Annotated in this window: 20 protein-coding genes and 1 other annotated feature; of the genes, 16 read left to right on the plus strand and 4 right to left on the minus strand. The window is 39.3% G+C overall.

Annotation, left to right across the window (positions count from 1 at the left end; all coding sequences use genetic code 11):
- Positions 1-4: 4 nt before the first annotated feature.
- From queA to yajC, 3 genes are all read left to right on the plus strand, one after another.
- Entirely contained in the window at positions 5-1,045 is a 1,041-nt protein-coding gene (gene queA, locus ACP3VS_RS04975; RefSeq protein ID WP_012295449.1) for a tRNA preQ1(34) S-adenosylmethionine ribosyltransferase-isomerase QueA, read from the plus strand.
- Between the two features lie 56 nt (positions 1,046-1,101).
- Positions 1,102-2,247 (plus strand): tRNA guanosine(34) transglycosylase Tgt, encoded by a 1,146-nt coding sequence (gene tgt / locus ACP3VS_RS04980; protein WP_012295448.1) that lies wholly within the window; start codon positions 1,102-1,104, stop codon positions 2,245-2,247.
- 263 nt (positions 2,248-2,510) lie between these two features.
- Entirely contained in the window at positions 2,511-2,774 is a 264-nt protein-coding gene (yajC, locus tag ACP3VS_RS04985; protein WP_012295447.1) for a preprotein translocase subunit YajC, read from the plus strand.
- Positions 2,775-2,863: 89 nt separating this feature from the next.
- Here yajC and ACP3VS_RS04990 read toward each other — a convergent pair whose 3' ends face one another.
- Entirely contained in the window at positions 2,864-3,535 is a 672-nt protein-coding gene (locus tag ACP3VS_RS04990) for a polysaccharide deacetylase family protein (protein WP_426388427.1), read from the minus strand.
- Positions 3,536-3,716: 181 nt separating this feature from the next.
- Here ACP3VS_RS04990 and ACP3VS_RS04995 point away from each other — a divergent pair, with 181 nt between their 5' ends.
- On the plus strand, positions 3,717-4,352 hold the full coding sequence (locus ACP3VS_RS04995; protein WP_031419288.1) for a DUF421 domain-containing protein: 636 nt from the start codon (positions 3,717-3,719) through the stop codon (positions 4,350-4,352).
- On the opposite strand, the gene ACP3VS_RS05000 is transcribed toward ACP3VS_RS04995, so the two are convergent.
- Positions 4,349-5,866 (minus strand): putative polysaccharide biosynthesis protein, encoded by a 1,518-nt coding sequence (locus ACP3VS_RS05000; RefSeq protein ID WP_031419287.1) that lies wholly within the window; start codon positions 5,864-5,866, stop codon positions 4,349-4,351. The genes ACP3VS_RS04995 and ACP3VS_RS05000 overlap by 4 nt on opposite strands.
- A gap of 93 nt (positions 5,867-5,959) precedes the next feature.
- Here ACP3VS_RS05000 and ACP3VS_RS05005 point away from each other — a divergent pair, with 93 nt between their 5' ends.
- Together ACP3VS_RS05005 and secDF are read left to right on the plus strand one after the other, a co-directional pair.
- A complete protein-coding gene (locus tag ACP3VS_RS05005) occupies positions 5,960-6,268 on the plus strand; it encodes a post-transcriptional regulator (protein WP_031419286.1) in 309 nt (102 codons plus the stop codon).
- A 346-nt stretch (positions 6,269-6,614) separates the two neighbouring features.
- Positions 6,615-8,882 carry a protein translocase subunit SecDF gene (gene secDF / locus ACP3VS_RS05010; protein ID WP_031419285.1) on the plus strand — a complete coding sequence of 756 codons (2,268 nt, stop codon included), beginning with the start codon at positions 6,615-6,617 and terminating at the stop codon, positions 8,880-8,882.
- Between the two features lie 98 nt (positions 8,883-8,980).
- On the opposite strand, the gene ACP3VS_RS05015 is transcribed toward secDF, so the two are convergent.
- Positions 8,981-10,669: a methyl-accepting chemotaxis protein gene (locus tag ACP3VS_RS05015; protein ID WP_012295439.1), complete on the minus strand. Its 1,689-nt coding sequence runs from the start codon at positions 10,667-10,669 to the stop codon at positions 8,981-8,983.
- 319 nt (positions 10,670-10,988) lie between these two features.
- Positions 10,989-11,253, plus strand: a binding site (T-box leader).
- 114 nt (positions 11,254-11,367) lie between these two features.
- On the opposite strand from ACP3VS_RS05015, the gene ACP3VS_RS05020 reads away from it, so the two are divergent.
- From ACP3VS_RS05020 to ACP3VS_RS05055, 8 genes are all read left to right on the plus strand, one after another.
- Positions 11,368-12,738 carry a chorismate-binding protein gene (locus tag ACP3VS_RS05020; RefSeq protein WP_332290222.1) on the plus strand — a complete coding sequence of 457 codons (1,371 nt, stop codon included), beginning with the start codon at positions 11,368-11,370 and terminating at the stop codon, positions 12,736-12,738.
- The gene (trpD, locus tag ACP3VS_RS05025; RefSeq protein WP_332290220.1) at positions 12,735-13,766 is read left to right on the plus strand and encodes an anthranilate phosphoribosyltransferase; all 1,032 of its coding nucleotides are present in this window, start codon (positions 12,735-12,737) and stop codon (positions 13,764-13,766) included. Before ACP3VS_RS05020 ends, trpD begins: the two co-directional genes overlap by 4 nt.
- Complete coding sequence (gene trpC, locus ACP3VS_RS05030) at positions 13,763-14,554, plus strand: indole-3-glycerol phosphate synthase TrpC (RefSeq protein WP_036164351.1); 792 nt, start codon at positions 13,763-13,765, stop codon at positions 14,552-14,554. The genes trpD and trpC overlap by 4 nt, the downstream gene beginning before the upstream one ends.
- Positions 14,551-15,165, plus strand: a complete 615-nt coding sequence (locus ACP3VS_RS05035; RefSeq protein WP_031419281.1) for a phosphoribosylanthranilate isomerase — start codon at positions 14,551-14,553, stop codon at positions 15,163-15,165. Before trpC ends, ACP3VS_RS05035 begins: the two co-directional genes overlap by 4 nt.
- The gene (gene trpB, locus ACP3VS_RS05040; RefSeq protein ID WP_332290217.1) at positions 15,165-16,376 is read left to right on the plus strand and encodes a tryptophan synthase subunit beta; all 1,212 of its coding nucleotides are present in this window, start codon (positions 15,165-15,167) and stop codon (positions 16,374-16,376) included. Before ACP3VS_RS05035 ends, trpB begins: the two co-directional genes overlap by 1 nt.
- On the plus strand, positions 16,373-17,167 hold the full coding sequence (gene trpA / locus ACP3VS_RS05045; protein WP_031419279.1) for a tryptophan synthase subunit alpha: 795 nt from the start codon (positions 16,373-16,375) through the stop codon (positions 17,165-17,167). Before trpB ends, trpA begins: the two co-directional genes overlap by 4 nt.
- A gap of 186 nt (positions 17,168-17,353) precedes the next feature.
- Positions 17,354-19,675, plus strand: a complete 2,322-nt coding sequence (gene recJ / locus ACP3VS_RS05050; RefSeq protein ID WP_012295431.1) for a single-stranded-DNA-specific exonuclease RecJ — start codon at positions 17,354-17,356, stop codon at positions 19,673-19,675.
- Between the two features lie 30 nt (positions 19,676-19,705).
- Positions 19,706-20,218: an adenine phosphoribosyltransferase gene (locus ACP3VS_RS05055; protein ID WP_012295430.1), complete on the plus strand. Its 513-nt coding sequence runs from the start codon at positions 19,706-19,708 to the stop codon at positions 20,216-20,218.
- Positions 20,219-20,255: 37 nt separating this feature from the next.
- Here ACP3VS_RS05055 and ACP3VS_RS05060 read toward each other — a convergent pair whose 3' ends face one another.
- Positions 20,256-20,714, minus strand: a complete 459-nt coding sequence (locus tag ACP3VS_RS05060; RefSeq protein ID WP_036217245.1) for a MarR family winged helix-turn-helix transcriptional regulator — start codon at positions 20,712-20,714, stop codon at positions 20,256-20,258.
- Between the two features lie 194 nt (positions 20,715-20,908).
- Between ACP3VS_RS05060 and ACP3VS_RS05065 the strand changes: the two genes are divergently transcribed.
- Together ACP3VS_RS05065 and ACP3VS_RS05070 are read left to right on the plus strand one after the other, a co-directional pair.
- On the plus strand, positions 20,909-22,168 hold the full coding sequence (locus ACP3VS_RS05065) for an MFS transporter (protein ID WP_031419276.1): 1,260 nt from the start codon (positions 20,909-20,911) through the stop codon (positions 22,166-22,168).
- A gap of 99 nt (positions 22,169-22,267) precedes the next feature.
- Positions 22,268-23,362, plus strand: a complete 1,095-nt coding sequence (locus tag ACP3VS_RS05070) for a carbohydrate kinase (protein WP_012295427.1) — start codon at positions 22,268-22,270, stop codon at positions 23,360-23,362.
- The last annotated feature ends 1 nt before the right edge of the window (position 23,363 follow it).

Genomic DNA, 23,363 nt, shown 5'->3' on the forward strand with positions numbered 1-23,363 from the left:
TTTCATGCGTGTAGAAGATTTTGATTTTGAATTACCAGAGGAGCTTATTGCTCAAACACCTTTAGTAGATCGGACAGCTAGTCGATTAATGGTCGTAACACCTGGCTCAAATGAAGTAGAGCATCAACATTTTGCTCATGTCTTAGAGGAGTTACGTACTGGAGACTGCCTTGTGTTAAACGATACAAGAGTCTTACCTGCTCGCTTAATGGGTGTAAAAGAGGAGACAGGTGCCCATATAGAGGTACTATTATTAAAGCAATTGCCAGGTACAGATGAGTGGGAAACACTTGTAAAACCAGCAAAACGTGTAAAAGTAGGGACAGTTATTACATTTGGAGATGGATTGTTAACAGCTACTTGTACAGGTGAGCTTGACCATGGTGGACGAACATTTGAATTTCATTATGATGGAATCTTTTTTGAAATACTAGAGCAGCTTGGTGAAATGCCATTACCGCCTTATATACGAGAAAAATTAGAAGACAAAGATCGCTATCAAACGGTCTATGCGAAAGAGCGTGGGTCAGCTGCTGCTCCAACGGCCGGGCTCCATTTTACAGAAGAATTATTAGAACAAGTAAAGGCAAAAGGGGTAGAGGTTGTCTTTATTACACTTCATGTAGGACTTGGAACATTCCGTCCAGTTAGTGTAGATTCTATTGAAAACCATGAAATGCACGCAGAATTTTATAGTGTGACAGAAGAAGCAGCAGACACGATTAATCGTGTAAAGCGTAATGGCGGGAAGATAATAGCTGTTGGGACTACCTCTACACGTACATTGGAGACAATTGGCTCTAAATATGATGGTGAGGTACGAGCAGAGCAAGGTTGGACGTCTATTTTCATCTATCCAGGCTATACTTTTACCGTGGTAGATGGTTTAATTACAAACTTCCATTTACCAAAGTCAACCCTTGTTATGCTAGTGAGTACGCTAGCCACTCGTGAAACTATTTTAAGTGCTTATCAGCAAGCTGTAGAAGAAAAATATCGCTTCTTTAGTTTTGGTGATGCTATGTTTATTCGACCAAAAGAATAAAAAAGAAAAAATCGGAGTACTGTTTTTACTTCAGATCAGAGAGGATTTTTATTTTTATGACACAACCAGCTATTCGCTATGAATTACTTCATACATGTAAACAAACAGGAGCACGTCTTGGCATTGTGCATACACCACACGGCTCTTTTGAAACACCAGCATTTATGCCTGTTGGAACACAAGCAACAGTTAAAACAATGTCACCAGAGGAATTAAAAGAAATGAATGCTGGTATTATCTTATCCAACACGTATCATTTATGGCTTCGTCCAGGCAATGATATCGTTAAGGAAGCAGGCGGACTGCATAAATTTATGAATTGGGATAGACCCATTTTAACAGATTCAGGTGGTTTCCAAGTATTCTCCCTAAGCCAGTTCCGCAAAATTGAAGAGGAAGGCGTACATTTCCGTAACCATCTTAATGGGGATAAACTATTCCTAAGTCCAGAAAAAGCGATGGAAATTCAAAATGACTTAGGCTCGGATATCATGATGGCTTTCGACGAATGTCCACCGTATCCTGCAACACATGAATATATGTTGCAATCGGTAGACCGTACAACACGTTGGGCAAAACGCTGCAAAGAAGCCCATAGTCGTCCAGAAGAACAAGGGTTATTCGGAATTATTCAAGGTGGTGAGTATGAGGATCTACGCCGTCGTTCTGCAGAAGCATTAGTGGAGTTAGATTTCCCAGGCTACGCGATAGGAGGACTATCTGTTGGTGAACCAAAAGATATCATGAACCGTGTTCTTGAGTTCACAACACCGTTAATGCCAGCAAATAAACCTCGATATTTAATGGGAGTGGGTTCACCAGATTCATTAATCGATGGAGCTATTCGTGGTGTTGATATGTTCGACTGTGTTCTACCAACACGTATTGCTCGTAATGGTACACTGATGACATCAGAAGGTCGTTTAGTCGTAAAGAATGCAAAATATGCTCGTGACTTTGGGCCGATTGATCCGAACTGTGATTGCTATACATGTAAAAACTATTCACGTGCTTATATTCGTCACCTGATTCGCACAGAAGAAACGTTCGGTATTCGTTTAACGTCTTATCATAACTTACACTTCCTGTTAAAGCTAATGGAACAAGTGCGTGAGGCAATTCGTCAAGATCGCTTAGGTGATTTCCGAGAAGAATTTTTCGAGAAATATGGCTTTAATGGACCAAATGCGAAAAACTTTTAATTAATTACTTTTCTAAGGATAATAAAGTGAACGAGTTTTTTCATAAAAAGGGACATTAGAAAACCTCTAATGTCCTACATTACTTGCCATAGTATGGCAAAATCATTCAAAACTTTGTAAAAAGTGAATATTTCTAGCAAAATATTGTCAATCATAGAAAAAATATTAGTAAATGAGAAAATTTTTGGGCTTGTCCATCGCTTTTTAATGGTGGAATAGTCTATACTAAAAAAGTGAGATTTGGAAAGGGGGCAAGAAGTAATATGGATCAATTATTAGGCTTAGCACCGATATTATTAATGTTCGTTGCTATGTGGTTTATCTTAATCCGTCCAGCTAAAAAAAGACAGCAGGAAACACAAAATATGCAAGGTAGTTTGCAACGTGGAGATAAAGTCATTACAATCGGTGGCCTGCATGGTGTCATTGATGCAATTGAGGACACAGCAGTAACATTAAAAATCGCTGATAATGTACGTGTAAAATTTGACCGTCAAGCAATCGGACGAGTTGAGAAAGACATTTAAACATTATAAAGAAAAAGGCTTACAATAGCTATATTGTAAGCCTTTTCTTGTGCGCTGAAGCGCAAGGGAGGGGTATATTCCTCCTGTCACTATTTCATTGTATTTATTTTATGAATTAAGTCGGGACCTGAATCATTGCCATTTACAATAATTCTACTTAATGTGAATAATCCATCGCCCTTTTTAACACTTTTATTCTGAATAACAAAGCCCATCTTAAAACCAGCCTCCTGTGCAATTTTAATGGTGGCAGCAGATTGAATACCGTATGGATAGCTAATGGCGATGGGCTCGTAGCCTAATTTTTCTTTAATTATTTTTCGGGAGTGAATAAAATCATTTCTGACTCTAGCCTCGTACTGCTGCTGGCTCTCTAATTGTCCATTCAAATAGCTTGGACCGTAAATAGCCCCATTCAGTCTGCCGAATTTTGAAGGTAATTTATAATGGGAGTCCCAAGTATGGCTTTGAATCGTTATATAATCTTGCATTTCTTTTAATTGATCCCAGTTCATCTTGGCAATTTCATGTGGATAGGCAAAATCTTTACTTGTATCGACTATTCGGCTTGCAATAACAAAAATTTCAGCATGTATGTCATATTTTTTCAAAATCGGATACGCCATTTCGTAATTGCTGAGATAGCCATCATCGAAAGTAATTAATATAGGCTTCGCGGGTAATTTGCTTTGGTTAGTCAAGTAATCGTGTAATTCTTTGACAGAAATCGCATGATAACCTTCTTCCTTAAGGGACCTCATTTGTTTCTCAAAATTATTGGGTGAAATAACTGTATTATTGTTTATATTTTCCGCTAAATGGTGGTACATAAGAATTGTACGAACAACTACGGACTATTCCTTGTATTTTTAGCAATATCCAATCATTCTTCTGTATAAAAAACAAAAATAAGGTCACCTTGATATTATGGGGGTGTTATTGATGGAAGAATATTTCCACATCATTTTTAGAACCTGTTTTTTATATGTGTTTATCATCATTGTCTTTCGTTTAATGGGTAAACGAGAATTGGGTGAGCTATCTGTCATTGATTTAGTGGTTTTTGTATTAATTGCAGAAGTGGCTGCTTTTGCGTTAGATGATTATAAGAATCCTCTTTTTAATGCCATTTTACCCATTATTATTTTGCTCTTTATACAAATATTAAGTGCTTATTTATCGTTGAAGTTCAAAGGTATACGCGACTTAGTTGATGGTGATCCAGCGTTACTAGTGAAAGACGGTGTGATTTTAGAGAGTGTAATGCGTAAACACCGTTATAATTTAGATGATTTATGTCAGCAATTACGAGAAAATGGTATCGCCTCTGTCACCGATGTTGCATTTGCCTATTTAGAACCTTCGGGAAACCTTTCCGTTTACAAAAAAGATGAAAAAGCATTCGTTTATCCTTTGATTATTGATGGAGAGATTCAAGAGAGACATTTATTAACCATGCATAAAGACGTGGAATGGTTAAAGAGTGAATTAGCTAAAAATAATATTACAGATAGTGAAAAAGTATTTTTTTGTATTTGGGAAGACGAGCGACTGTATATTCAATTAAAGGAAAACTAAACTTTCTTTGCTAATTTACGGATATAGCGGAAATCTGTTATACGTAATTGATTTGTAAATAATAAACTCGTAAATAGTAAAAATAATGTGACAAAGCTATTTAAAATAAATGGTAGTGATAGTAAGGGCATGAGGAAGTACTGGGCGATACAAACGACAATAAAGCAACTATAAGGTACGACAAACATTCTAAAGCCTGCTCGTAAATTTTTCCGTTGTCTAACAGTTGCTATATGCAAGAAAGAGGTCATCAATACGCCAAAACCAATAGCTACCACAGCTCCTTTTTCTTGAATACCGGGCTGAGAGGCAAGTACAAACATAACAAATAATTTCCCTAGGCCCCCATAGATGGAGTTCATCATCGCTGCCCGAGCTTCGCCAATCGCCTGAAGGATGGAGTGCAGAGGGCTTTGAATATAATAAAAATAAAAAATGGGTGCTAAAATTTTTACGTAACCACGATTTTCTTCTAAATGGAAAAGCTTCATAGCCAATTCATCACCATGTACAAAGAAATATGTAGCGGCAAAACAGCCCACTAAAGAAGATAATCTTAGGGAAACCGAAATTCGTTCCTGTAACAAAGGGATATGCTGTCTAGCAACGGCATCACTAACAGCCGGAATAAGGACAATCGATAAAGCGGTTGACACAAAAGCAGGAAATAGTAGTAGTGGCACCAAAACACCTGAGATGACACCGTATAGAATGGTAGCTGCTGATGCTGTTAAGCCTGCTACTGTTAAAGCTTTTAAAAAGATAATTGGTTCTAAAAACCAAGTGAAAGAACCAAAAAGCTTGCTGCCTGCGGAAGGCAGAGCTATACGTAGCATGGGCGATGAAGGATAACCTTCGATTTTTGTTTTGCGCGCAATTAATTTCTTTTTTGAAACTATATAATGCAGCCATAAATAAAGGAATGCTACTACCTCTGCAGCAAGCGTAATACCCATGGCGGCAGCAGCTGTCACAGCGGCATTATTATAATTAGCCACGTATGGAAGCATTAGTGTAATAAAGCTAATCCGAACAACTTGTTCAATCATTTGTGACCATGCGGTAGGTGTAATTTTAGCGATACCTTGTAAATAAGCACGTAATAAACCAGATCCTACTGATACTGGTACGGCAAAGAGAGCAATCCATAAAGTGAAAGTTGTATGTTCATTATGTAAGAGCGTTGTAGAAATATATGGTATAGTGAGTGCAACAAGGGGCATAAAAACGATCATACCAATAAACGACCAAAGAATCGCAGTACGCATGACGCCAAATATGCTTTCGCGTTTATTTTTAGCTAGTAATTCTGCCACAATTTTAGCTACAGCAATAGGTAGTCCAAGTTGAATGAGTGAGATGAAGAAAATAAATGCTGGATAGACGGTCATATAAATACCGACTGCCTCCTCACCAGCAATTCGCATAAATTGCATTCTATAAAAGAAGCCAAAAAGTTTAGATAAGAAAATGACAAACATTAAAAATAATGTACCTCGTACAAAAGAACTCATGCCATCCGTCCCTTCTCAAGCCGCAAAAATTCATTTACACTATTTGTATGCAAGCATGTCTTACGTTACGACTTTGATTGGAGATGATTCAAAATGAGTATGCAATATGAGCAACTGTTTGAAAAAATTCGTCCTGCCATTGATAGTAAGATAGCAGAGTTCAAGTATTTTCGATATGATGCTATAACGGCTGAAGAGCTTTGGCGGTACTGTGTTGAAAAAAAATGGCGTAAAAAGAAAGTAGAACAACTTCGCTTATATGAGGTGATTGCTACCATATTCTCGGTATCACCATCTGATATTGTCTCATTCAATCAAGTAGAGTTTTTACAAAGTGACAATTGGTTTGAAGAATTGAATACAGAAGAATTACAATTACTGCTTGGTCCAGTCAAAACGTAAATAACGATGTGTCAAATCTTGTAATAATTCAAAGAAACCTACATGTGTTGAATTGACACCAAGCGCAACCTGTTTCATAATAAGTGTGTTGCGCTTTTTTTATTTTGAATAACTGTTTACTTACATAAATCTTCTATGCGATTTTACTTGCATTAGGAAGGTTAGTACCTAATAATACAAAGATAAACTTGCGCGTTATGAACGAATGAACTAAGTGAGGCAACCTTTTTGAAACACAGGTAACATGATTCTAAGGAAAAGGAGGATTAATCGTTTCAAAAGGTATTGCTAGTTACTTGTTTGGCGTGTAAGGACAACCCTTACACCATTTCGAGGAGGATTTTCGATGAAACTAAAAAGTCGTATAGTTGCATTCCTATTAATTCTAGTGCTTCTGGCAGCTGGAATTGGTACGACTGTAAACGGCGTCTTAAAGGACATTAAGCTTGGTCTTGACTTACAGGGCGGGTTTGAGGTGCTTTATGAGGTAAATGAATTAAAGGCAGGACAAAAAATCACACCGGAAGTTGTTGCAGCTACGGCAACAGCCCTTGGTAACCGTGTCAATGCCATTGGTGTTAGTGAGCCAAGCATTCAGGTAGAGGGAGAAAACCGTATTCGTGTGCAATTAGCTGGTGTTGAAGATCAGGAATCGGCACGTAAGCTACTATCTACTTCTGCAAATTTAACATTCCGTGATGTGGATGATAATTTATTATTAGATGGGAATGATTTAAAAGAAAATGGGGCTAGTGCTTCCTTTGACCAACAAAATCGCCCAATCGTATCATTAAAATTAAAAGATGCGGGAAAATTTGCTGATGTAACAAGTAAAATTGCTGCGAAACCTGCAGGACAAAATTTATTAGTTGTATGGTTAGACTTTGAAGAGGGTGTAGACTCTTATAAAGCGGAGTCACAAAAAGCGAAGCCACGCTATGCATCAGCAGCAACAGTTAGCCAAACATTAAATACTACAGACGTTATGATAAGTGGTAGTTTCTCTGTTGATGAAACAAAAAATTTATCAGGAATTTTAAATGCAGGGGCACTACCTGTTAAGCTTGATGAAATTTACTCAACTTCTGTTGGTGCTCAGTTTGGTGATGAGGCACTGAAAAGTACCATTTTTGCAGGTATTGTCGGCGTAGTAATTATTTTCTTATTTATGTTATTTTACTATCGTCTACCAGGGGTTATTTCCATCATTACACTTGTTGTATTCACATTCTTAGTATTGGTTGTATTTGATTGGATTAATGCGGTATTAACGCTTCCAGGTATTGCCGCCATTGTACTTGGTATAGGGATGGCTGTAGACGCTAACATTTTAGCGGCAGAACGTATACGTGAAGAGCTTCGAGTAGGGTATTCTGCTAAGCAGGCATTCCAAATTGGTTCTAAACAATCTTTATCGGCTATTGTGGATGCACAGTTGACAACGCTATTAGCAGCGGGCATTCTATTTTACTTCGGGACAAGCTCTGTAAAAGGTTTCGCAACTACATTAATTATAAGTATTCTATTGAGCTTCTTAACAGCAGTTTGGGGTTCCCGTGTTCTATTAGGGTTCCTTGTTAACAGTGGCTATTTCAATAATCCAGCATGGTATGGTATTGCTAAATCAAAACAACATAGCTTGGATGAAAACATTGGTACATTAGATTTAACAACGAAATTTGATCGTTTCGATTTTGTTCACAATCGTAAGAAATTTTATACATTCTCTTTAGCCATTTTAGTGGCTGGTTTAGTGGTTATAGGTATTTTCCGACTAAACCTTGGTATCGATTTCTCTAGTGGTACACGTATTCAAATTGAAGCAGAACAAACGTTAACACAAGAAGAAGTGGCAAAATTCGTTGATAGTATCGGTTTCCCTTCGGAGGATATTGTCCTTTCAGGAGAAAAGAGCACATCTGCAGTTGTTCGTTATAAATCTGATTTATCACAAGCAGATATTTTAAAATTCCAAAAGGAAACAACCGATAAATATGGTCATAAGCCTACTGTAAGTACGGTATCGCCAACAGTTGGTAAGGAGCTTGTGAAAAATGCCATTAAAGCATTGTCACTTGCAGCACTTGGGATTATCATTTATGTAGCAATTCGCTTTGAATGGCGTATGGGTATTGGAGCAATTGTGTCATTATTACACGATGTATTCTTAATCGTTGCTGTCTTTAGCTTTATGCGCTTAGAGGTGGATATTACTTTTATTGCGGCAGTTTTAACCATTGTTGGTTACTCCATCAATGATACGATTGTTACCTTTGACCGTATGCGTGAAAACTTAGATCGATATGATACCATTAATGACCGTGAATTATTGGCGGATATTGTGAATAAGTCGCTCCGTCAAACAATGGGACGTTCTGTTAATACCGTCTTAACAGTTATTATTGTTGTTATAGCTTTATTAATTTTTGGCGCACCATCTATTCAAAACTTCTCAATTGCGTTATTGATTGGTCTAATTACAGGTATGTATTCTTCCATCTGTATCGCAGCTCAAATCTGGTATTCATTAAAAATTCGTGAAATGAAAAAATCAGATGGGCAGCTACACAAAAAAGAGAAAAAACAATGGGGTACAGACGAACCTGTTGTATAATTATGGGCAGGGTATAGAAAACGAATTGTTTTCTATACCCTGCTTTTATGATGCAAAAAAATCTGCTGGCTTTCTAAAAAGCAGCAGATTTTTATAGGTTATAATTTAAATTGCTGAAGCAATGTCTGTAGCTGCTGAGCATGTTGACTTAATTCTTCAGCGACCGCATTCACTTGCTGCATAGTCGCAACTTGTTCATCAACAGACTCTGCAATTATTTGTGAATTGCTGGCTGATTGATTTGAAACGCTTGCTATTTCCGTGACAGAGGCAGCAACCTGCTCAGCACTGGCGGAAATTTCTTCAGATGTGGCAGAGATTTCCTCAATTTGCTCCGTAAATGCTGTCACTGCTGATGTGATGGAGTAGAAAGCATCTCCTGCCTCATGAATTTTGTTTACGCCGTCTTTTACAGAAGCTAGACCATTATCGACAGCGGCTGCAACATTGCGTGTATCTGTCAGAATTTCTTTTGTAATGGCAACGATTTGATTGGCAGACTGATTAGATTCCTCAGCAAGTTTACGTACTTCATCCGCTACTACCGCAAAGCCCTTACCGTGCTCCCCAGCTCTTGCCGCTTCAATTGCCGCATTTAAGGCCAGCAAATTTGTTTGCTCTGAAATGGCCGTGATGACGGCTGTAATTTGTCCGATTTCTTCTGATTGTTTACTTAGTTTATCTGTCAATGTAGCAATTTCAGAGGTAGCCACAGAAATGATAGACATCTGCTCTTTCGCTGTGGAAATGGTTGTTCCTCCTGTTCGCGCAAGCTGGGTCATACTTTCTGCATTGGCATGAAGGCTTTGTGTCGCCTCTGCAATGCGTTGAACACCGGATGCTGTTTCATCCATTGCCACAGCACTTTGCTGTGAAGCACTTGCAGATGAAACGATATGTGTTGAATTTTCTTGAATTCGTTGGGCAATATCATCAGAAGTTGCCGTCACTTCCTCTGTGCTAGCAGACAGCTCTTCAGAGACAGCTGATAGGTGGGAGGCGCTATCTTGAATGTTTGACATTAATCCAGTTAGATTTTGCTTTAAAGTATTGACTGCCACGGCTAGTGTACCAATTTCATCATTTGATTGGTGAGTAAGCTCATCAATCGATAAATCTCCTTGTGCTAAAGTATCAGCCGCTCCAATTGCAAGATGCAATGGCTGAACAATCGATTTTTTAACAAAATACATAAAGTAAACGCCAATAACGGCACTAGCCAATAGAAGCGTGATGGAAATAATAATTGCTCTTGCAACCGTTTGATTAACTTCAGCATCAACCTTTTGTAGCTGCTCATTATGATAATCTAACATTTCCTTCGTTAATTGGAAGAGTTCTTTATTATCTTTTGTCACATCATTATTTATGTAAGAGAGGGCTAAATCCACATTTCCATTATTGAAGGCTTGGACTGCCTTTTCGGAATGAGTAAGTAAATCTTTTTGTAATGCTGTGATTTGCTGCATAATATTTTTTGTGTAGTCTGAACGAACAAGGGTAGAAAGCTCATTCACCGATTCTGGTAAAAGCTTTTCATAGCGCGCTAAGTTTGCTTTAGCGGTTTCATCCTTTGGATTTAAAATATAGGAACGTAAAAATAAACCTTGTGATGCGAGTTCTTGCTGAATTTTCACTGTTAATTGCATTTGTACAATACGGTGCTGCAGTACTTCTTCTAGATCATTTTGCGTAGCTTTGAATTGCAGAAAGCTCACAATACTAGAAATGAAGAGTAAACATGTTAATGAAATGAAGCCCAGATTTAGTTTTTTACGAACGGACATAGACGTTCCTACCTTCTTTTGTTATATGGAAAAAATAAATGTTCTGAAATTACTATAGCTTGATATTTTTACAAGGTCAATACTCAGAAAATTTTCAACAGGAGAAGTATTATTTACTTTTTATGGAATTTAAAAAGGTTTATATACCTATATAAAAGGCTTCTGAAATCCATGTTATCCACTTGATTCTTCAAAATTGATTGACAATTATATTTATTTAGCATAAAATTAAGGCTAACTTTTTGTTCGGTCAAGGTAGAAGGCTACGGGAGCGTGGTCAACCTAAGAACAGATGAGCTGAGTGTAGATGAGAATAGCTGAGAAATTGTTGAATAAGAGTAGTAGCATAGGTGTGCAATATAGAGAGTCAGTGGCTGGTGAGAACTGATTTGTAGCTTATGTGAATGGACTTATGAGAGTCGCTTTTAAAAAGCGAACGTGAATCCCCACGTTATAGGGAATGCTTGAACGTATAGAGGCCTTGCAATCAATATGATTAGCAATGGACCGTACAGGAGCAGGCATTAAAGTGAGAGCAATATGCTCTAATATGAGGTGGCAACGCGGTCATGATCGTCCTCTGCAATTAGGAATAATCCTTTTTGCAGGGGATTTTTGTATTTTCATTCAACAGTACATTTTTCTTCATTCGTCTAGACATTAGCAAAAGGAATCTTTGGAAAAGGAGATTAAAAGCTATGCAAACAACGAGTTCAAGAACAAAAATGAAAACCATCAACGGCGATTCTTTAACACCGATTTTAATTTTTAGACGTTTACAGGGTAAGCATAAATTTTTGCTTGAAAGTTCAGCCCAACATGAGGGAGCAGGAAGGTTTTCTTTTATTGGTGCTAATCCAAGAAAAACGTATAAGGGGATGGGGCAAGAAATTCAGGAGTATTCCTATCAAACTGGAAAAACCTCTGTCCATAAAGGAGAGCTCTTTGCCCTATTGAAAAGACTCATGCCCCGTATTTCCAATACAACTGATTTTCCGTTCTCTGGAGGGGCCATTGGTTATATAGGTCATGGAGCAACATCGATGCTACGAACAGATGGAAAGGATCTCCCAGAAGCTCATTTTCATGTCTATGAAACAATTATTATTTTTGATCATGTAACTGATGAGGTGACATTGATTCATACAAATATAGATGTGGAAAAACAAGAGCCTGATTTGGAGAAATTAGCACAACAGATATTAGAAGGGCATGTAAGTGAAGAAGCAACTTACATGTATCAATCACTTGATACTTCTACACAGGATCAATTTTCAATAGCTCTACAAAATATTCAACGTAATTTGAATGGGGAAATAACAAGAGTTATATTACCGAAGCGCCATGTTGCAAACTTTCAGGGAGATGCTTTTTCGTTATATAGACAGCTTCGTAAAAAAAAGTCAGCTGCCTATATGTATTATGTAGAGTTTGAAGATTATATGGTTTTAGGAACTTCTCCTGAAAGTCTAATACGAGTGAAAGGAGACCGAGTGATTGCAACTCCAACAGAGGGCACATACCCACGGGGGAAAACGAAAAGCGATGACCTAATTAATGAGCGTAAACTATACAACCATCTAAAAATTAGAAAATCACATGCCGTCCTTGTGAGTGCAGTGCAGCAAGAGTTACAGTCTGTTTGTTTTCGGGATTCTGTTCAAGTAATCGATGCTATGCACATTGAGAGATCGAAGCAAGCTATACACATGACTTCAAGGATAGAGGGGCGACTTTTGCCGATGCTACATGCCCTTGATGTATTAGCAGCAATGCTACCACCATATTCAATTACAGGGATACCTAAAGAACAGGCAACCTATTATTTGGAAAAATGGCATCATACTGCGGGTATATTTGGTGGAGCTCTAGGTTTCATCGGTTTTAATGGGCATTTGGATTTTGCTTTAACAGGGCAATCCATTGTGGTGAAACAAACAATGATGCATATGCAATCCACTATTGCGGTGACAAAATATACGGACGTATTAAAAGTTTTACAACAGTTGGAAGAGGAAGAACGTGCATATTTACAGTTATTGGCGAATAATGGAGGGCAAAATAAATGAAACATTTACAGCGGAAAGTGTTACAAGGGCAGCATTTGATGTATGAAGAAATGCTAGAGGTGGCGCAATGGCTATTTCAGGATGACACACCTAAAGATGAAATCGCAAGCTTTTTAACAGCCCTATCTATAAAGGGGGAGACTGCTCATGAGGTAGCGGCCTTAGCAACAATTATGCGGTCATTTGCCAGTAATGTCCCAGTAAAAGAAGGACGTTATATGGATAATTGTGGAACTGGTGGAGATGGCCTTCATACATTTAATATCAGCACTGCCTCTGCATTCGTACTAGCTGGAGCTGGTGTTAAAATTGCCAAGCATGGAAATCGTAAAATTTCGTCCTCCTCTGGCAGTTCGGACGTTTTAGAGGCATTAGGCATTCATACAGAGATGACAATTCCACAAACTGTAGAGCTATTGGAAAAGGAAGGAGTTTCTTTTTTGTATGCACCGAATGTTCATCCCAAACTAAGGAGGATTGGGGAAGTGCGACGTTCACTTGGTAGACCAACCATCTTCAATCTAGTTGGTCCTTTAACAAATCCTGTAGCCCTTTCAACACAATTCACAGGCATTAATCGGCCCCAATTTGTCATGGAATATGCTTCTGTTCTACAAATGCTAGGACGTGAACGTGCCATTGTAGTATCAGGTCCTCAAGGGCTCGACGAGGCTTCCTTAGCAGTGCAAAATACATTGGTTTTACTAGATAAAGGGGATTTGATTCCATTCTCATTAACCGCAGAGGATGTCGGTCTTCGCTCGGCACCATTAGAGGCCATTCGAGGTGGCAATGCTGATGAAAATGCGGTGATTATGAAAAATTTACTGGCTGGGGAGCAAAGTGCCTACTTAGATACGGTATTGATAAATGCCGGCATCGGATTATTCGCTCATGGTCAGGCAGAAACGATTAAAGAAGGAGTGGCTATGGCGAAAGACAGTATTGGTAGTGGGCGAGCACTACAAAAATTGGAAACGGTTGTAGCTTATAGTGAGCAATTAAAAGGAGTGGAGGTCGGACAATGAATATTCTTCAAAAAATACTTCAGCAAAAGAGGATAGAGGTAGGAGCATTATTAGAGCAGCCCGATCCTTTAGCAAATTTTTCAGAAAAGCAACGCCCTTCGTTATTTCAATCATTACGGCAAGCAAACACATTGCAGGTGATTGCTGAAATGAAACGTGCTTCGCCTTCCAAAGGGTTAATTGCTGGCGGGGCAGACCCAGTTGCACAAGCACAAGTTTATGCCCAGGCAGGAGCAGCAGCTATTTCTGTATTAACGGACAAGGAATTTTTTAAAGGCTCCTTTGAAGATTTAGCCGCAGTTGCTCGTGCTGTGGATACGCCTCTTCTTTGTAAAGATTTTATGGTGGATCGAGTGCAAATTCGATTTGCTAAGGCAGCAGGTGCATCTATTATTTTATTGATCGTGGCAGCATTAACGGATGAAGCTTTAGATGATTTATATAGCTATGCAACGAGCTTAGGCTTAGAGGTTTTAGTGGAAGTGCATGATAGAGAGGAGCTAGAACGTGCACTGGCAGTAGATGCGAAATTGATCGGCGTTAATAATCGAGATTTACGTACTTTTAAGGTCAATTTGCAGCGCACAAAGGAGATTGCAAAAGCTTTTCCGTTTGATGAGGGACACATTTTAATTAGCGAAAGTGGCATTTGGTCCCAGGACGATGCGAAACAAGTGGCGGCTATGGGCGCTAGTGGCGTTCTTGTTGGAGAAGCATTAATGCGGAGCGGAGATACAGCGCTAGCACTCAGGCGTTTACAAGTTCAAACCGAGGAGACTTCAGTATGACAAAAGTTAAAATTTGTGGTTTACAAGAATTAGAACATATCCAAACAGCAATTCAAGCTGGTGCAGATGCTGTGGGCTTTGTTTTTGCACCAAGTAAACGTCGTGTATCCATTGAACAGGCACGGCTATTAGCAAAGCAAGTGCCACAAGGTGTTTTGAAAATTGGTGTCTTTGTCAATCCAACTGCTGCTGAATTACAGGAAGCGGTTGAGCGAGTGCCTTTAGATTACGTGCAATACCACGGAGAGGAAACAGCAACATTTATTTTAGAACAAGGTTATCCAGCTATTAAAGCATTGTCTATCAGGACAAAAGAGGATGTGCAAGCTGCTGCTAATTTTCAGGTGGACTATTATTTATTCGATGCTCCTGGAACTACTTTTAAGGGTGGAAGTGGTCAAACTTTTGACTGGACTCTACTCGATGAGGTGGGCATTCCACGAGAAAGATTAATACTAGCTGGTGGACTGAAGGCGGATAATGTTGAAGAAGCCATCACAGCTGTAGACCCATACATGGTGGATGTATCAAGTGGTGTAGAAACAGATGGCATTAAGGATCATAAAAAAATAAGGACATTTTTACAAGTAGTAAAGAGGGGGGATAAATAATGACCATTTCGATAGCTAATAGTGTACCAACAAAGGCAGGGCGGTTCGGTCAATTTGGAGGGCGGTTCGTACCTGAAACATTAATGACTGCCTTGCTAGAATTAGAGAATGCCTACGAGGAAGCTTTAGAAGATTCCTCGTTTACAGAAGAGCTATCCTACTATTTGCAGGACTATGTGGGACGTGAAACCCCGCTTTATTTCGCAGAAAATCTTACAAAGAAGCTTGGTGGAGCTAAAATCTATCTAAAGCGTGAAGACTTAAATCATACAGGTGCTCATAAAATTAATAACGCGATTGGCCAGGCACTTCTTGCCAAACGAATGGGAAAAAAGAAGATTGTTGCAGAGACAGGAGCTGGGCAACATGGTGTAGCAACGGCTACCGCATGCGCCTTATTAAATCTTGAATGTGTTGTTTTTATGGGTGCAGAAGATATTAAACGGCAGCAGTTAAATGTTTTCCGTATGGAACTACTTGGCACGAAGGTTCAGTCGGTAGAAAGTGGGTCAAAAACTTTAAAGGACGCTGTAAATGCTGCTTTGCGCTATTGGGTGACAAATGTGGAGGATACGCATTATATTTTAGGCTCTGCCTTAGGCCCACATCCATTTCCAAAAATTGTTCGTGATTTTCAGCGGATTATCGGGGTTGAGACAAGAACGCAAATTTTGCAAAAGGAAGGTCGTTTACCAGATGCAGTTGTCGCTTGTATTGGTGGTGGCAGTAATGCAATTGGTATGTTTCATCCATTCGTTGACGACGAATCGGTTGCCTTATATGGTGTAGAGGCAGCAGGGAGTGGTCTTGAAACTGGGCGGCATGCAGCGGCTATTGCAGGTGGACAATTAGGGGTATTACATGGCGCTTACATGTATTTACTACAAGATGCAAATGGCTTTGTTCAAGAAGCGCACTCTATTTCAGCGGGGTTAGACTATCCGGGAAAAGGGCCAGAACATTGTTATTTACACGATATTGGTCGAGCTCAATTTAACGCCATTACAGATGCTGAAGCGTTAGAAGGATTACAATTATTAAGTAGAACAGAGGGCATACTTCCCGCGCTTGAAAGCTCCCATGCAATTGCTTATACTGCAAAGCTTGCCAAAACAATGCAGAGTGACAGCGTTATTGTGGTGTGCTTATCTGGCCGAGGGGATAAAGATGTACACACAGTTCGTGCAGCACTAGGAGGGGATATGAAATGACGACTTTACAACAGGCGATTGCCCAGACAAAGATTGAAGGACATAAGGCTTTTATCCCGTATATTATGGCAGGCGATGGAGGGCTAGAAACTATCAAGCCAACGATTTTAAAACTACAGCAGCTTGGCGTAACAGCTGTTGAAGTAGGTATTCCCTTTACAGACCCTGTTGCAGATGGTCCAACAATTGAGCGGGCTGGAGAACGTGCATTGGCAGCAGGTGTAACGTTGAGGAAAGTATTACAAACTCTTGCTTCATTTAGAGAGGAAATAACAGTCCCTTTAGTTATAATGACGTATTTTAATCCAGTAATAGCATATGGCTTGGAGGCCTTTGCTCAAGCTTGTATTGCTGGAGGAGTCAAAGGAATTATCGTGCCAGATGTGCCATTAGAGGAAAGCGAAATTTTACGAGAGGCCTTAAATCCCTATAGCATTGATGTGGTCCAGCTTGTATCATTAACAAGTCCTCCTGAGCGTATTGCTCGAATTGCTGCTGCAAGCCAAGGATTTGTTTATGCAGTGACTGTAAATGGAATTACAGGGGAACGCTCTAATTTTGCTACTAATTTAGAACAACATTTTGCCCACTTACGTCAGGCAAGTCCAATCCCAGTACTAGCGGGATTTGGCATTTCAACACCCGAGCAAGTGAAAAGTATGGGAATGTTGGGGGATGGGGTCATCGTTGGGAGTGCCATTGTGACGGCCTTACATGAAGGCAAGATGGCAACAGTAGAAGCATTAATAGCTGCTTCAAAAAACGTTTATGAAAAGTCTACTCTTTACTAGAGTGGGCTTTTTTTGCTGTGTGACGGATAGCGAGAGGAGAGTGGCGAATAGCAGTGAGAAAGTGAAAGATAGCGAGCAAAACCAGTCGGATAGCCTTCTTAAACCGATGGATAAAACTATCAATCTAACGGATAGTGCGTATCGTCTAGAATTTCGGTATAATAACTTTCGTAAGGAAGTGAGAAGATGATTCTATCGAAAAAAAGATGGCAAGTGGAACGCCCAGACGTAGAACTTGTACAAGCATTACAAAATGACTTACAACTTTCTGCGATTGCAGCAAAAATTTTAGCAGCGCGAGGCTGTGAAACAACTGCTGATGCAGAAAGCTTATTAAATATGACAGAAGCGAATGTTCATGACCCATTTCTTATGCACGGTATGGCAGAAGCAGTGGCACGAATTGAGCAGGCTCTAGATAATGGAGAGAAAATTTTAGTCTATGGCGACTATGATGCGGATGGTGTGACAAGTACGACTGTTATGTTAAATGTCCTACTGGATCTTGGTGCTAATGTATCGTTTAAAATACCGAACCGCTTTATTCATGGCTATGGGCCACACGAGGCTCTTTTTCGGGAAGCCTATGAAGAGGGTGTGCAGTTAATTATCACAGTGGATAATGGGATTTCAGGGATTGAACCTATTCGTGTAGCAAAGGAACTTGGTCTGGATGTTATTGTGACTGATCACCATGAACCAGGGGAGGAACTGCCACCGGCTGATATTATTTTACACCCACGTTTACCTGAAGGACATTATCCTTTTGGAGAGCTTGCCGGTGTAGGTGTAGCTTTTAAGCTTGCACATGCTCTATACGGAGAACTACCAACTCATTTAATAGAATATGTTGCAATTGGAACGGTGGCTGATTTAGTACCATTAGTGGATGAAAATCGTTATCTCGTTAAACGAGGCATAGAAGAAATGCGTCGTTCTCTTAGTCCGTGGGTACAAGCCATGTGTGATATTGCGAGCACAGAACAAGCAAAAATTAGTGAAGAAACGATAGGCTTTTATTTTGGTCCTCGCTTAAATGCAGTGGGTCGACTTGGTGAAGCATCGCCTGGAGTCGAATTATTAATGGCTGAGGATAGTGTAAAGGCAACAGCATTGGCCAAACAGCTAAATGCCTCCAATACCGAGCGTAAGGATATTGTTAAAAATATTACCGAGGAAGCCATTGCTCTAATTGAATCAGAGAAGAAAATTAGCGATTCTTTAGTCCTTGTTGTAGCAGGAGAAGGCTGGAATGCAGGGGTTGTAGGAATTGTTGCTTCACGTCTTGTTGAACAATACTATCGTCCAACGATTGTCCTTTCACTTGACCCTGATAAAGGTACAGCAAAAGGCTCTGCACGAAGCATTGATGGCTTCCATTTATATAATGAATTGGCCAAAAATCGTGATATTTTACCTCACTTTGGAGGGCATCCGATGGCAGCAGGTATGACTTTATCAATCGAGCATGTGGATGAACTACGGTCACGCTTGGATACACAGGCAAGAGCATGTTTAACAGAAGAGCATTTAACTCCTGTGGTTCACATTGATATTCCTCTAAGCCTAGATGAAATTTCTGCAGATGCTATTGAGGAAATAGCATCACTTGGCCCGTTTGGCACCGATTTTCCGAAGCCCGTTTATGTGCTTGAGGATGTTGAAATATCCTCCATGCGAAAAATTGGAGCGGCTGAGAACCATATAAAAATGGAATTAACGAATGGCTGTGACAAATTAGATAGTGTCGGTTTCCATAAGGGCCACTTACACGATGAATTAACCTATGGCATAAAAGTGTCCTTTATTGGTGATTTGCAAATAAACGAGTGGCAGGGTCGTAAAAAAGCTCAATTTATGATTGAAGATGTTCAAACCACTGAATGGCAGCTTTTTGATATTCGTGGTATTCGTCAAACGGCTCGCTGGCTCAATACAGTGCCAAAGGAAGAGGCGACATTTATTGCCTTTCGTCCAGCAACAATGACCTATTATCAATCGTTAATTGATGTTCCTATAATAGTAGCTGATCCTACTCTTTCAAACATCGGACAAAGTGAATATATTGTCCTGTTAGATTTGCCTGAAACTATTCAAAGGCTAGAAGAGGTTTTACAGAAGACGGCCCCTTCACGCATCTATGCACACTTTTATATGCCAGATTCACAATACTTTAATGTTTTACCTACCCGTGAGCAATTTGCATGGTATTATAAATTCCTGAAAAATCGACCAGCATTTCCACTTGATATGCATATAGCAGACATAGCTAAGCATACTGGCTGGCCATTAGAAACATTAAAATTTATGACACAGGTGTTTTTTGAGCTTGATTTTGTTAAAATGGAGAGTGGACTGACGACTGTCAACGAGGATGCTCCAAAACAAGCATTGACCGAGGCACCGTCGTACAAACAACGTTCAGAACAGATTGAAATGGAGCAAATGCTCGTCTATGCTCCTTATATAGAATTAAAACAATGGTTTGATGAACGAATACATGACTAGACGAATACGTTTCGTAGGAGGAGCAATAAAATGGATTTAAAGCAATACGTTACAACGGTTGAAAACTGGCCGAAAGAGGGTATTACATTCAGAGATATTACTACAATTATGGATCATGGACCAGCATACAAATATGCAACAGATCAAATTGTAGAATATGCAAAAGAATTAGGCGCAGAAATTGTAGTGGGTCCTGAAGCACGTGGTTTTATTATTGGATGCCCAGTTGCCTATGCCCTTGAAATCGGCTTTGCCCCTGTGCGTAAACCGGGTAAGTTACCACGCAAAGTTATTAGTGCAGACTATGGTCTTGAATATGGAAAAGATACATTAACGATGCATAATGATGCGATTAAGCCTGGTCAAAAAGTATTAATCTGTGATGATTTACTAGCAACTGGCGGTACAGTAGAAGCCACTGTTCGTCTAGTGGAACAATTAGGTGGTCAGGTAGTAGGTTGTGCCTTCTTAATTGAACTTTTAGAATTAAATGGTCGCGAAAAGCTTGGCGACTTAAATATTAAAACCCTTATTCAATATTAAAAATGTTAAAAAAGCGCCACAACAACGGGCGCTTTTTTTATTGTTTCTCATAGGACTGAATGATCTTCTGCATTGTTCGCAAAGTATCGAAGAAATCAGCATATTTTTCTACGCCAATATCATCAATGATTTTATCTTGAATCGTTTGCCAAATGGGTGCAGCCTCATGCAGCTTTTCTAACCCTTTTTCAGTGAGCATAATATTTTTAGTGCGTGCGTCCTGTGGATCGCGCTTTAACTCGACGTAGCCATATTGCTTTAATAGATTGATATTCCGTGTCACGGTCGTTTGGTCGAGCAATAAAATTTCACCTAAACGACTAATGGAAACGGCTTGTTGAAGGTCGATGTGTGCCAGCATAGAATATTGAGTCACTTTTAAACCGGTAGGCTGCAGTAATTTATCATATAACTGTGTCACGACCCTTGTTTTTTTTCGAAGGTTTGCACAAACACATATTTGTGTGTAATCGATAGTATTCTGTTGATTTTTCATGGTCAGTACTCCTTTGAGGGAATTCTACTAATTTTAAGTATACACCTAAGAGCTAAAAAATACGTATTGACAGCTATCTAATGGAATGGTTACTATCATCATACATGTATATACATATAAATGAACGAATATACTCTAAAACATGTATATACATGCTTTTTAGAGTGACTTTAACAAGAAGAGTAGGTGGAATGATGAAGCGGATTCATTACAGTTGGTTTATTTTAGTAGTCACGTTTTTCTCGATTATCGTTGCTGGGATTACGATGTCATCATCTGGCGTGTTTATTGATTCTTTAGAAAAGGAATTTCAATGGGATCGATCGACGATTGCTCTAGCATTTGCCGTTAGTTTATTTTTATATGGTATCTCTGGCCCATTCATGGCAGCTTTACTTGACGTTATTGGTTTAAAAAAGATGATGATAAGTGCCATGTCTACATTAGTGTTAGGCATGATTTTAACATTTTTCATGAATCAATCATGGCAATTAATCATAATTTGGGGTGGCATTATTGGTCTGGGCGCAAGTCTCTTTTTAACGGTGCTTAGCCCTTATGTTGCTAATCATTGGTTTGTTAAAAGAAGAGGGTTAGCAGTAGGAATTTTGACCGCTAGTACTGCCACAGGCCAACTTATTTTATTGCCTGTACTTGCGATTATCATTGATCACTATTCCTGGAGGTGGGCAATCGGCTTCATTCTTCTTCTGAGTATAGTGATGCTAATCATGATTGCTATTTTTATAAAAAATAAACCTCAGGATTTAGGATTAACACCCTATGGACAAGAGGAGATATTTGATAAACAGCATGTGCAACTAAAGAAAAATCCAATTAGTATTGCCTTCAATGGCTTATTAGAAGCGGTTAAGGTCAAAACCTTTTGGCTGCTAGCAGGGAGTTTTTTCATTTGTGGTCTTTCAACAAGTGGATTAATTGGTACTCATTTTGTCTCTTATTGTATTAGCTTTGGTATTCCATTAGTAACCGCTGCGTCCCTCCTTTCTTTTATGGGAGTGTTTAATTTACTAGGTACCACTGCATCTGGCTGGCTATCAGATCGTTTCGATAATCGTTGGTTATTATTTTGGTATTACTTGTTAAGGGGAGCTTCTTTACTGTTACTTCCATATGCTTTGGCACAGGGCTCCTTTGTTTTATTGACTATTTTTACTATATTTTATGGCCTGGATTGGATTGCTACAGTGCCGCCAACCATTAGTATTACACGACAAATTTTTGGTGTGCAGAAGAGTAGTATTATTTATGGATGGATATTCGCCTCTCATCAAGCTGGAGCAGCAGTCGCTGCTTATGGTGGCGGTTTGATTTATAAATTTTTCAATTCTTATACATGGGCTTTTTTTCTTGCAGGGATGTTTTGTACATTAGCTGGCTTATTCGTTATCATGGTTAAAAAGCAAACGTCTCAGCAAGCACAAACGAACTAATCATGAAAAGTTGAACCTCCTTACGATGGGTTCAACTTTTTTTTGACAAAAACCAAACAAAAGTTTATAATATAAACAAATATAATTAAAGGTGATGCTATGAATGAAAGAGAACAGGCGGTGCTTGCTTTAATTCGCCAAAATCCGTTTATGTCTCAGCAAGAGATGGCGGATGCCATGAATTTATCTCGTCCCGTGCTTGCTAATTTAGTGTCTAGTTTAACGAAGGAAGGAAAAATAGTAGGTCGAGCTTATATTTTACCCGAGGCAAATGAAATTATTTGTATCGGTGGAGCTAACTTAGACCGAAAATTCCACGTGAAGGGCAATGTTCAATTTGGAACATCTAACCCTGCTAGTTCTTCCTTTAGTGTAGGTGGTGTCGGTCGAAACATTGCTGAAAACTTAGGCCGATTAAATCATCAAGTGACGTTGCTCACAACAGCTGGTAAGGATGCGGATTGGCAAGTGATCCAAGATGCTTCAGAATCCTTTATGAATCTACGTTATGTGGAGCAGATACCAGAAGCTTCAACGGGTTCCTATACGGCCATTATGGATGAGCAAGGCGAGCTAGCACTAGCTGTAGCCAATATGGAAGTATATGACTTATTATTGCCTAACTTGTTAAAAAAGCATGAAACGATGCTTGTGAACGCTGGCTGCTTTATTTTGGACTTAAATTGTCCGAAAGAAACAGTGGCTTATATCCAGCAAGTAGCTATTGCTCGCGAAATACCACTGGTCATTGTGCCAGTATCCTCGCCTAAAATGAATCGACTACCTGAAACATTACAAGGCGTAACATGGTTTATCTGTAACACGGATGAAGCAGAAACAATTGTAGGACATACAATTGAAAACGTGAGTCATTATGAAAAAGCATTACAACAGCTTCTACAATTAGGTGCTGAGCATGTAATTATCACGGCTGGCAGTAAGGGCGTATATGCTGCTTCGACAACAATTGCGCCTAGTCATTTTGCTGCCAAAGTAATTGAAAAGATTGAAGATGTGACAGGCGCGGGTGATGCCTTTGTCAGTGCAGTTATTCATGGCTGGCTGACTGGACAAGATTTTGCGACATGTCTTGATGCAGGGTTAACTAATGCAAAAAATACCTTAGCATCTCCGTATACAGTGAGACCTGAATTATCTGTAGATTTGTTAAAAAGTGAAATGGAGGAATTATAAT

Source organism: Lysinibacillus sp. VIII_CA, from assembly GCF_049943995.1.
Lineage (GTDB): Bacteria > Bacillota > Bacilli > Bacillales_A > Planococcaceae > Lysinibacillus > Lysinibacillus pinottii.